Source organism: Thermodesulfovibrionales bacterium, from assembly GCA_035622735.1.
GTDB lineage: Bacteria > Nitrospirota > Thermodesulfovibrionia > Thermodesulfovibrionales > UBA9159 > DASPUT01.
Genome location: DASPUT010000255.1, coordinates 1 through 11,097, shown reverse-complemented (window position 1 = coordinate 11,097; position 11,097 = coordinate 1). Strand labels below are relative to the sequence as shown.

Annotated in this window: 10 protein-coding genes and 1 tRNA gene; 4 read left to right on the top strand and 7 right to left on the bottom strand. The window is 53.0% G+C overall.

The features are described from left to right. Positions 1-999 (bottom strand): DNA polymerase IV (locus VEI96_13230; GenBank protein HXX58956.1); only part of this gene is annotated, 999 nt, incomplete at its 3' end. A gap of 551 nt (positions 1,000-1,550) precedes the next feature. Between VEI96_13230 and VEI96_13225 the strand changes: the two genes are divergently transcribed. The 4 genes from VEI96_13225 to htpG all read left to right on the top strand — a co-directional run bounded on the left by VEI96_13225 (position 1,551) and on the right by htpG (position 6,920). Further along, positions 1,551-2,780 carry a replication-associated recombination protein A gene (locus tag VEI96_13225; protein HXX58955.1) on the top strand — a complete coding sequence of 410 codons (1,230 nt, stop codon included), beginning with the start codon at positions 1,551-1,553 and terminating at the stop codon, positions 2,778-2,780. Beyond that, a complete protein-coding gene (locus VEI96_13220) occupies positions 2,777-3,646 on the top strand; it encodes a ChaN family lipoprotein (GenBank protein HXX58954.1) in 870 nt (289 codons plus the stop codon). Before VEI96_13225 ends, VEI96_13220 begins: the two co-directional genes overlap by 4 nt. A 121-nt stretch (positions 3,647-3,767) precedes the next feature. Next, on the top strand, positions 3,768-4,913 hold the full coding sequence (locus VEI96_13215; GenBank protein ID HXX58953.1) for a hypothetical protein: 1,146 nt from the start codon (positions 3,768-3,770) through the stop codon (positions 4,911-4,913). A 93-nt stretch (positions 4,914-5,006) separates the two neighbouring features. Next, on the top strand, positions 5,007-6,920 hold the full coding sequence (htpG, locus tag VEI96_13210; protein ID HXX58952.1) for a molecular chaperone HtpG: 1,914 nt from the start codon (positions 5,007-5,009) through the stop codon (positions 6,918-6,920). 45 nt (positions 6,921-6,965) lie between these two features. Here the strand turns inward: htpG and pth are convergent, their stop codons facing one another. The 6 genes from pth to VEI96_13180 all read right to left on the bottom strand — a co-directional run. Further along, positions 6,966-7,508, bottom strand: coding sequence for an aminoacyl-tRNA hydrolase (gene pth, locus VEI96_13205; protein HXX58951.1), 543 nt, complete (start codon positions 7,506-7,508; stop codon positions 6,966-6,968). Between the two features lie 9 nt (positions 7,509-7,517). Beyond that, a complete protein-coding gene (locus VEI96_13200) occupies positions 7,518-8,180 on the bottom strand; it encodes a 50S ribosomal protein L25 (GenBank protein HXX58950.1) in 663 nt (220 codons plus the stop codon). 12 nt (positions 8,181-8,192) lie between these two features. Next, positions 8,193-9,134: a ribose-phosphate pyrophosphokinase gene (locus VEI96_13195; protein ID HXX58949.1), complete on the bottom strand. Its 942-nt coding sequence runs from the start codon at positions 9,132-9,134 to the stop codon at positions 8,193-8,195. Positions 9,135-9,255: 121 nt separating this feature from the next. Beyond that, positions 9,256-9,327, bottom strand: a tRNA-Gln gene (locus VEI96_13190). 80 nt (positions 9,328-9,407) lie between these two features. Next, positions 9,408-10,262: a 4-(cytidine 5'-diphospho)-2-C-methyl-D-erythritol kinase gene (ispE, locus tag VEI96_13185; protein HXX58948.1), complete on the bottom strand. Its 855-nt coding sequence runs from the start codon at positions 10,260-10,262 to the stop codon at positions 9,408-9,410. A gap of 96 nt (positions 10,263-10,358) precedes the next feature. After that, positions 10,359-11,097: tetratricopeptide repeat protein (locus tag VEI96_13180; GenBank protein ID HXX58947.1), on the bottom strand; the 739-nt coding region annotated here is incomplete at its 5' end.

Below are 11,097 nucleotides of genomic sequence, written 5' to 3'. Positions count from 1 at the left end.
CCCTATAAGGCGTACTTTCTTTTTCAGTTCAAACCTGTTCAGACATTCGAAGGCAGCCCTCCGTATCGGTTCGAGTAAATCTGCCGGCTCGGCGAGGGTCTTTGCCCGCGTATGGGTCTTAAAATCACTGAACCTCATCTTTACCGTCACGGTCCTGCAGGAATAACCTCTCGTTTTCAGGTCATCAACGGCATCCCTCGTGAGGTCAGCAAGGGTTCTTGCGAGCACCTGCCAGTTGTCAGTGTCTTTCTGATAGGTAGTTTCCCTGCTCGAAGATTTCGGTTCCCAGTGCGTTACGAGGGAACTCTCGTCTCTTCCCTTCGATGCCTCGAAGAGATAGGTCCCATATGATTTCCCGAAACACTCGATAAGTCTCTCGACAGGAACGGCGGCTAGCTCGCCGATGGTCCCAATGCCTATACCTTTTAGATATGCCTCCGTCTTCGGTCCCACTCCCCAGAGCTTTCTCACCGGCAAAGGGGATATGCGGCTTGCCACGTCCTCTTCCGTAATTATGGTAAGCCCGTCAGGCTTCTCCATGTCCGAGGCGATTTTTGCGATAAGCTTGTTCGGTCCGATTCCTATGGAACAGGTGAGGCCTGTCTCATTCCTGATTCGCTTTTTCAACTCCCGGACAATATCTTCTGATGAAGTATCGGACTCAGAAATATCGAGAAAGGCTTCATCAATCCCCACATCCTCCATGACCGGACTGAACTCCCGGAGGAGCTTCTTTATTCTTTCAGAAACTCTCGAATACTCCTCATAATCGACCGGGAGAAATACAGCCTGCGGACAGAGCTTATACGCGGTCCGTAGGGGCATCGCCGAATGTATCCCGAACTTCCTCGCCTCATAGGATGCCGTTGAAACAACCCCCCGCTGCCTGGGGTCTCCGCTGCCACCGATGACAACGGGAATGCTCTTGAGTTCGGGGCGGCGCCTTTGCTCGACGGCCGCAAAGAAGGCGTCCATATCGACATGGAGAATTCTCTTCACGATGGGTTATTCATAATGACCGGCAAAATAACGATACGAGTACAGCAGCCATGGAGATGCAGGTGCGGAGCCTTAACAGCAGGATATCTTCCGCTCTTATCTGAACTGACAGCCGCCCGTCAAATGGAGGCAGGGTTCGAGAGTAAAGGGGCAGATCTTCTTGATGCTCGCCGCTCTGAAAGTGGAGCATCTCTGAGAAGGCTCAAGGGTGAAAGGACAGATTTGTTTTGTATCGGCCGTTTTCTTTGACATTTCTTCCTCCCTCGTTAGCGAGTTAAAAGTCTATCAGTTTTCTCTTCTATTTTCCAGGCAAACATATTTATGCAGGTTCCGTGCTAAGGCTATCATCCTGATTCTAAAAGATACTCAAGTGAATATTTTTTGCACATTCGCAAATTCTTTTGCTGACATGCAAAACCACGGATTTCGGGTTACTAGGATTCAGCGCCGGAGGGTCATAGCCATTAAACGAGGTATATGCCATGCTGTCTCTGGACATATCCTTTAAAAAAGCGTTAGAGTTTTATATGGATCTGTTTGGACAGGAAACAATGAGTCAACCCCTCGCGTTTCGTATGTCTCCGAGGAACCTCGAAGAGTATTTCGGACAGGAGCATATCCTCGGTGAGGGGAAACTTCTCAGGAGGGCGATCGATTCCGACAGGATAACCTCCTTGATTCTCTACGGTCCGCCGGGCACGGGAAAGACCGCTATAGCGAGAATTATCGCGGCAAAGACAGATGCCCGCTTCGAATGGCTCAATGCCGCAACGGCGGGTCTCGACGACCTCAGAAAAGTCATTCAGAACGCGCGGGCGCAGAAGGGGAGAGGGATCCGCACCATCCTCTTTCTGGATGAAATTCACAGGTTCAACAAACTCCAGCAGGACGCCCTTCTGCCCGACGTCGAAGAAGGCAACATCACCCTGATAGCGGCGACCGTAGAAAACCCCTTCTTCTATGTGAACAGCGCGCTCCTTTCGAGGAGCCAGATATTCGAGTTGAAACCGCTCGCAGAGGAGGCTATCTCGGAAATTCTCCGCCGCGCCCTTCGGGACAGCGAGCGGGGTCTCGGCAATCTCAAGATGGCCGTAGACGAAGACGCCTTGAGGCATATCGCGAAGATGTCCGATGGAGACGCAAGGAAGGCGCTGTCGGCGCTCGAGATCGCAGCCCTCACGACCTCTCCTGATGAAAAAGGGATCATCCGAATAACAATGGAGATCGCGGAAGAATCGATTCAGAAGAAGATGGTTGTGTATGACAAGAAAGGGGATCAGCATTACGATACCGTTTCTGCCTTTATCAAGAGCATGCGTGGGTCGGACGCCGACGCTGCGATTTACTACCTCGCGAAGATGCTCTATGCCGGAGAGGACCCGCGATTTATCGCGCGCCGGATCGTGATATGCGCCTCCGAAGATGTCGGGATGGCAGACCCTATGGCCCTCCTCGTCGCCACAGCAACGCTCCGGGCAGTGGAGTTCATCGGCATGCCCGAGGCGAGGATCCCCCTAGCACAGGCAACGGTCTATATCTGCACCGCACCCAAAAGCAATGCGTCGTACCGTGCAATTGAGACGGCGCTGGAAGACATAAAACATGAGCAGACCATGGAGGTTCCCGACCATCTGAAGGACAGCCACTATCCAGGCGCCAAGAAATTGGGGCATGGTGAGAGATATAAATATCCCCATGATTACGGCGGTCACGTTGAACAGGAATACCTGCGGGGGAAGAAAACCTATTACACACCAGAGAAAAACGTGAAGGCAAAATGATGAAAACGTATACCATATTCTTGTTCTTCCTTCTGGCGCTCCTATCCGTTTTCCGGACGGGAGACAGCGCGGCATACGAACGCGTGTTACGGGTGAGTGACAGCAAGATTATTTCCTTCAATCAGATGATTGATGATATCAAATTGAGCGGCATAATCTTTGTGGGGGAATCTCATGACAACGAAAAACACCACCTCGCCCAGTTTGATGTCATAAAATCACTTGATGAAGCGAGAGTTCCCCTCGCGCTCGGACTCGAGATGTTCCGCGCGGACAGTCAGAAGGAACTCGATCTCTGGACCGCGGGTAAGCTTGAAATGAGTAGTTTCTTGCGGCTTTATTATGAAAACTGGGGCGCTCCCTGGCCGTGGTATAAAACGATTTTTCTCTTTGCAAAGGACAGGGGGATCCCGATGATCGGGCTGAACGTTCCGAATGAAATTTCCCGAAAGGTCTCCCGTGAGGGATTCTCCTCTCTCACTGTCGAAGAGATGAAACAACTGCCTCCCGGCATAACCTGTGACATTGACGCAGCATATATGGATTTCATAAGAAGAGTCCATGGCGACCGCTTTCAAAACGATGCCAGGTCTTTTCGTTTCTTCTGCGAGGCCCAGATGGTCTGGGACAAAACCATGGCCTGGCATCTCGTCGAATTTCTTAAGAAGAATCCCCTGCGGACCATGGTCGTCCTCGCGGGAGTGGGTCATTCCTGGAAGAGGGGCATCCCGGAGCAGATCAGGAGACAGTCGATTTTGCGTTATACCGTGATACTCCCTGAAATGCCCGGCCATATCGGAATCGATACCGCGACAACGGATGATGCAGACTACATCCTCCTCGATGGGAAGGCGCCCGGTCGATGACCGAACATGCCTCTTTCTCTATCCCCCCTTCATCGCCATGTTCCCCGGGGCAACTGAATTATTTGAGTCGGAATGTTGAGTAAGGAAAAGGCCGACCCTCTCGATAGGTGGCGATAGTGTCATGGAAAGGCGCGGAATTCTTATTACCTGTGCGAAAGGGATAGCTCCAGTTTTACGGGAAGAATTGCGTTCTCTCGGTTTTCCTGCCCTCGCGGAAACCACCGCCGGCGTTGCGACCGAAGGCAGTCTCAATGACACTATGGCCCTCAACCTCTTCGTTCGTTCCGGCCATCGGGTCCTTTTTCACGTCGCTTCCTTCAGGGCAGGAAATCCGGATGCACTCTACCGAGGGGTTACCGATATCGCCTGGGAGGATTATATCCATGAGGACGGTTATATCTGCGTCACCTCCGCTGTCGACAATCCTGCTATCAGGGATTCGCGCTTTGCGAATCTGAAGTGCAAGGACGGGATCGTCGACAGGATGTATGAACAGTGCGGAAGACGTCCGGATTCCGGGCCCGAAAGAGACAAGGCTGTTCTGTATCTCTACTGGAAAAACGAAGAGTGCTCTCTCTATCTCGATACATCTGGGGAACCACTCTCAAGGCGCGGATACAGAAAGATTCCCCTCAAAGCGCCGATGCAGGAAACCCTCGCAGCGGCCGTTATCATGGCGACGGGATGGAACGGCCGGGGAAACTTTATCAATCCCATGTGCGGCAGCGGAACCCTGGCGATAGAGGCGGCGCTGATCGCAATGAACAAAGCCCCCGGCCTCCTGAGATCCAATTACGGATTCATGCACCTGAAAGGATTTAACGAAGCCCGTTGGAAAGAATTGCGCGAGAAGGCGAGGACTGCCGCAAAGAAGGCCTCAGGTTGTAGGATCGTCGCCACTGATCTCAATCCTCTCGCGGTCGACGCGGCAAGGCAGAATGCGACCACTGCGGGTGTTGAGCATTGCATAGAGTTCGGGACAGCCGATTACGCCGAAACTCCGGTCCCCGCGGGAGGCGGGGTCATCGTGCTCAACCCCGAATATGGCGAACGGATGGGAACACTATCCGAACTCGAAGTTACGTACAAGGGTATCGGCGATTTCTTTAAAAAGAACTGCAGGGGGTATACCGGCTATCTCTTTACGGGAAATCCCGAGCTTGCTAAAAAGGTGCGATTAAAGCCGAAGAAGAAGCTCCTTTTTTTCAACGGCCCCATTGAATGCAGGCTCTTAGAGTATGAATTATACGAGGGGAGCAGAAGATGACGGATCGGATCTTCTTTCCTGGTTTCGCCGTTGCATGCCTGCTCGTTGCTTTCGTATTATAGTATTCGCCAAATACGCGTTGAAGGGGAAGACATGACTACGGAGAAATTCGAATTCAAGACGGAGGTCAAACAGATCCTCGACCTCATGATCCACTCCCTCTATTCCCATAAGGAGGTATTCCTCAGGGAGCTTATTTCGAATGCGTCCGATGCGATCGACAAGGCCCGCTACGGGTCTCTCACCGACAGCACCATGCTCGAAAGCGAGGGGGGTTATAAGATCAGGATAACGGCAGACAAACATGCCGGCATCCTTACCGTAAGCGACAACGGCATCGGCATGACACGGGAAGAAGTGATCGAGGCGCTCGGTACGATTGCACACTCCGGCACAAAAGAGTTTCTCAAAGCGCTCCAGGGCAAGGATGTCAAAGACAACCCTGAGCTTATCGGCCAGTTCGGTGTCGGTTTTTATTCTTCTTTTATGGTTGCAGACAGGATTACCGTCGTCTCCAGAAAAGCAGGCGGGGCAGCTCACCCGGGAGTGAAATGGGAATCGACGGCCGACGGCACCTTTACCGTTGAAGAGGTTGAGAAAGAAAAGCAGGGCACGGACGTAATGCTCCACATGAATACTGACGAGATAAAGTATCTTGACGAATGGGAGATACGCGGGATTGTCAGGAAATATTCTGATTTCATTGAGCACCCTATCGTCATGGAAGTCGAGAGGGAAAAAGAGTCCGAACTTGCCAAGGGAAAGAAGGTCACGGTAACTGAGGAAGAGATTCTCAATTCGAGGAAGGCGCTCTGGCTCAAAGAGAGGTCGGACATATCGCAGGAAGAATACCGTGAATTTTACCGGCATATCTCCCATGACTTCTCAGACTTCCTGAAGGTCATCCATTATAGGGCGGAGGGGACCTCCGAATTCACTGCGCTCCTCTACTTACCGTCAAAACTGCCTTCAGAAATCTTCTACAGAGACTTCAGGAGCGGTCCGACCCTCTATGTGAAACGGGTTCAGATCATGGAACACTGCGAGGAACTCATTCCTTTCTATCTGAGGTTCGTCAGGGGTGTGGTCGATTCAGCCGACCTTCCCCTAAATGTCTCGAGGGAGATTCTCCAGAACAACCGGGAGGTCGAGGTCATCAGGAAGAGTATCACGAGGAAGGTGCTCGAAGCCCTCGGCGAGATGAAGTCCAGCGAATATGATAACTATCTCCTGTTCTATAAGGAATTCGGCAGGATCCTGAAGGAGGGTCTCCATCTTGACTTCTCGCGTCGAGAGACGATAGCAGACCTCCTCCTCTTTGAATCCACAAAGACGGAGGCCGGGACGTATACTACACTCCGGAACTATGCGGAATCGATGGATGCCGCGCAGGAAGCAATTTATTACATTACCGGAACGTCACGGGATGAAGTCTTGAAATCGCCTTATCTCGAGGCCTTTTACGACAAGGGGTACGAAGTGTTCATCATGCTCGATGAGATTGATGACTTCGTCATGTCAGGATTCGAGTACAGGGGGAAGAAATGCAAATCCGTTCTCAAGGGGGAGATCAGCCTCGACAAGGCCGAAGAGAAAAACCGCGTTAAGGCGGAAGAGAAGTATCGGAAACTCCTCGAACTCATCAAGGAACGTCTGAAGGATGCGGTGAAAGACGTCAGGCTCTCGGGAAGATTGAAGGATTCCGTCTGCTGTCTCGTGGCAGATGACGGGGCCATGGATTCCAGGATGGAAAGACTCCTGCAGGCGATGGGACAGAACGTGCCGGCCTCGAAGAAGATTCTCGAAATCAACCCGTCCCATCCTCTCTTCGAAGCGTTGGAAGCACTCTTTGAGAAGGACGGGGAGAGTACCATGCTTCAGGAATATATCGAACTCCTCTACGATCAGGCCTTGTTAATGGAGGGCACAAAGCCAAGGGACCCCGTCGCCTTTGCAAAGACGATGGCGCGTCTCATGGTCGAAAGTACGAGGAGTACATCTTCCTGAAGGGCAATTGCTCCGATCTTTTCGTCGGCGGGAAACCGCTGCCCTCTAATTGAATCTGTTCATCGCGCTGTCCGTGCCGACCGTCACGATCTCGAAGACCGAATCGACAGCCCTCGTGACGGCCTCCCTGATGAGAGGCAGCTCGTCCTTTCTGAACTTTCTGAGGACGTACTCTTCAGCCTCCATCGTTTCATCCCTGCCGATGCCGATCTTAACCCTCGTGAATTCCCTCGTTCCGACGGCCTCCATGACGGATGCGATTCCCCTGTGGCCGCCTGAAGAACCTCTCTTCCGTATCTTCAGTTTTCCTGTTTCCATGTCGATATCATCCTGAATCACTATCAGGTTCTCCGGCCGGACATTGTACTGTTTCATCGCGAGCCTGACCGCAACGCCGCTCCTGTTCATGAACGTCAAAGGCTCCACGAGGATGACTTCATCACCCTCCATGGAGCCCCTTCCTATCCTGCACAGCTCTCGTTCTTTAAACGCTATGCCGAGGCGCTCGGCGATCTCATCGACCACCATGAAACCGATATTGTGTCTCGTTCTCGCATACCGTGCCCCGGGATTACCGAGACCGGCCACAACCCACAATTAAGCCTTCTCTCCCGGAGCCTCTTCCTTCTTCCCCTTCTTGATGATCTCCGGCTCCGCAGCCCCCTCGGCCGGAGCGGCGGCCGGCGCTGCTGCAACTTCCTCGACCACCGGTGCCGTCACAATCGCTATGAGACCGCCCGGATCACTGAGGATCTTGATGCCTTCACCGAGTGCCAGGTCGCCGACATGGATCGATTTGCCCGTCTCGAGACCCGAGACGTCCAACTCAACATGTCCGGGAATCTTGTCCGGAAGGCACTGTATCTCGATTTCCCTGATTCCGAATTGAAGCAAGCCGCCGTCTCGCTTGACGCCGATCGGCTCGCCGGTCGTCGTCACATGGACGGTGACGACCAGCTCTTCAGAGAGCGAGACCTCAAAGAAATCGGTATGGAGCAACTCCCCTTTCAGGGGGTCAACCTGATAGTCCTTCATAAGCGCGAGCCTGTTTTCGCCACCGGAGAACTGAAGGTTCACGATAACCTGTTCCCCGGCTGTTCCCTGAATGAACTTCGTCAGTTCCTTCCTGTCGATCTTTATCGGCGTGGAGGTCCCTCCCCGATAGAGAACCGCGGGGATCCTCCCCTCCCTTCTCAGCGAGCGTGCGACGCCCTTCCCCGACGCCTCCCTCTTTTCAGCATTCAAGACAACCCTTTCCATAACCATCCTCCTCTATGCAAAAAGTGAACTTATTGAAGATTCCTCGTGAATCCTCTTTATCGCTACCGCGAGCAAGGAAGCGATACTCAAGACGGTAAGTTTCTTGCATCGCTCTCTCTTCGTGTCGAGGGGTATCGTGTTCGTAACGATAACCTCTTCCAAGACTGATTCGTTAATTCTGTCGATCGCAGGTCCTGACAGGACCGCGTGGGTTGAAGCCGCATACACCTTCCTCGAACCCTGTTCCTTCAGGGCCAACGCGGCCTGCGTTGTGGTACCTGCGGTGTCGATCATATCGTCGAGGATCAGGGTATCCCGACCCGAGACATCACCGATTACATTCATCACCTGGGACACGTTCGCCATTTCGCGCCTCTTATCGATAATCGCCAGCGAGCATTGCAGTTTCCTCGCAAAAGCCCGTGCTCTTTCGACTCCGCCGGCATCGGGAGAGACGATGACAAGGTCCTTCAGGGCCCGTTTGCGGACGTAATCTACGATAATAGCGGAAGCGTAAAGATGGTCAACCGGGATATTGAAGAATCCCTGAATCTGGCCGGCATGCAGGTCTACCGCAAGCACACGGTTTGCGCCCGCCGCCGTTATCAGGTCCGCAATGAGCTTCGATGATATCGGAACCCTCGGCTGAACCTTCCTGTCCTGCCGCGCATACCCGTAATAGGGGATTACCGCCGTTATCCTCGCCGCAGAGGCTCTCTTCAGGGCATCAATCATGAGGAGCAGTTCAATGATGTTGTCATTCACCGGGGGAGAGGTCGGCTGGATGACGAATGCATCGCTTCCCCTCACGTTCTCGTTTATCTGGACCATGATCTCACCGTCGCTGAAGTTGGTAATGGTCGCGTCGCAGAGAGAGATACCGAGGCTATCGGCAACCTCTTTGGCTAAGACAACGTGAGCGTTTCCGCTGATGATCTTTATGCCCTCTGGCATCTTTCCTCCACTCGATTCAACAGGTTAATAGTCGCCGGCAAGCAGCAGGAGTCTTCAGGGAGATAGGCGGCATCCCTCAACTACCGACCACCTACCGCGCACTGCTCGCCTCTTTCGTTTACTGGGGCGGGAGGACTCGAACCTCCAATTGGGAGATCCAAATTCTCCTGACTTGCCATTTGTCGACGCCCCAACTTCTCATCCATAGTAAGCTATGCCCGCTGCGCTGAAACCACGCACCGGAATTATCTTCAGGTCTTCTTCCGTTCCGGATTACTCGTCACGGCCCATGGTCTTCACAACCTTACACCAATGAGACGACATGTGCCCCGCGGCCTTCCCTGCCTCCTCTTCCGACAGGAATACGCCGAATACGGTCGGCCCGCTTCCGCTCATCGAAGAGAATACTGCACCCTTCTGCGTCAGGGCGCGCTTAATTTCACCGACGACCGGATACCTCCCGATAACAGGGGTCTCGAGACTGTTCTTCTGCATCGTGGAGAGCAGTGAGAAATCCCTGTCCTCAAGGGCTTGACGAAACAGTTTAATAAAATTATCGTTCTTTGTCAACACCTTCCGTCCCATGGTATCAGCCTGAGTGTATGCCCATGCCGTGGATACGGCTATCGGCGGTTTCACGAGAAGAAGCGTGCAGACGCTGTCCAACCTCATCGGTGAAACGACCTCACCCCGCCCTTCGACGACAGCGGCAGGCCCGTGAAAAAAGAAGGGAACATCCGAGCCGAGGTCTTGGCCGATCACCGCGAGTTCCTGTCGGCTCAGGTTCAGATTCCAGAGCATGTTCAGACCGTCGAGGGTGCACGCCGCATCACTGCTGCCGCCTCCGAGACCCGCAGCCATTGGGGTCTCTTTTTTCAACGTGATCCGAGCACCCGACGCATGCCGAGTTCTCCCCTTCATCAATGCCGCGGCCCGGTAAACGAGGTTCTCACGAAGGGGTATGTTCGCATCCGAAAGGACTTCTATCTGGTCAGAGTGCTCGAATGTCAGCGAATCATAGAGGGTAACGCGTTGCATGATACTCACGATATCATGGTAGCCGTCGTCCCGCTTGCCGAAAACATCGAGGAACCAATTGATCTTTGCCGGAGCCTTCAGGGTAAGCATTGCACGAGAAGAATCAAACGGCGCACAGCCCGGGGGCTTCGATCATCGGGAGGCCGCGCCCGATTTCAGCGGCAACATCTTCCAATGATACCTTCCCTAATGAGGTTCACCGGTCCCGCCTTTATTTTTGAGGTTCTTTATCTTTCCTTCGACCCGCTCCCTGAGACCCTCTTCCTTTTCATGCAACTCCATCGCCTTTTCCCATGCCTTCAACGCCTCATCACCCTTCCCTTCGGCCTCATAGACATCACCGAGATGCTCGTAGATTACAGGGTCGTCCTGAACAATCTCAGCGGCCTTCTTAAGATTGAAGAGCGCATCTTCGTAACGGCCCATCTTAAAATAGACCCATCCGAGGCTGTCCATGATGTAACCGCTCTCGGGCTTCAGCTCGAGCGCCCTCCGGATAAGCGAAAGTGCCTCATCGAGATTGATCCCTTTATCAGCATAAGTGTATCCGAGATAGTTCAGGGCGTCAGCATGGTCCGGGTTCAGTTCGATGACCTTTTTAAGGGTCGATACCATCTCGTCAAACCTGTCTGTCTTTTCGTAGACGACCGCGAGGTTGAAGAGGAGGTCGTCATTGCCGCTGGGAAGACGCAACCCTTCATTGAAGGTCTCTTCCGCCTTTTTGTAGTCCTTAATCTGCATATACGTTATCCCGAGATAGAGATATACCTCAGGCTTCCCCGTGTCGAAGGACAATACCTCCTGATAGGTCTTCATCGCCTCGTCGTACTGTTTCAGTCTCGCGTAGATGAGGCCGAGCCGCACAAAGGCATCGATGTTCCTCGGATCCTTCGAAAGAATCTTCTTCAATTCTTCAACAGCTTCG

Excerpts from the sequence above, each read along its gene's own strand:
- VEI96_13225 (HXX58955.1), top strand. The coding sequence starts at position 1,551 with ATGAGTCAACCCCTCGCGTTTCGTATGTCTCCGAGGAACCTCGAAGAG.
- VEI96_13195 (HXX58949.1), bottom strand. The coding sequence starts at position 9,134 with ATGCCAGAGGGCATAAAGATCATCAGCGGAAACGCTCACGTTGTCTTA.
- VEI96_13200 (HXX58950.1), bottom strand. The coding sequence starts at position 8,180 with ATGGAAAGGGTTGTCTTGAATGCTGAAAAGAGGGAGGCGTCGGGGAAG.
- VEI96_13215 (HXX58953.1), top strand. The coding sequence starts at position 3,768 with ATGGAAAGGCGCGGAATTCTTATTACCTGTGCGAAAGGGATAGCTCCA.
- htpG (HXX58952.1), top strand. The coding sequence starts at position 5,007 with ATGACTACGGAGAAATTCGAATTCAAGACGGAGGTCAAACAGATCCTC.
- VEI96_13220 (HXX58954.1), top strand. The coding sequence starts at position 2,777 with ATGATGAAAACGTATACCATATTCTTGTTCTTCCTTCTGGCGCTCCTA.
- ispE (HXX58948.1), bottom strand. The coding sequence starts at position 10,262 with ATGCTTACCCTGAAGGCTCCGGCAAAGATCAATTGGTTCCTCGATGTT.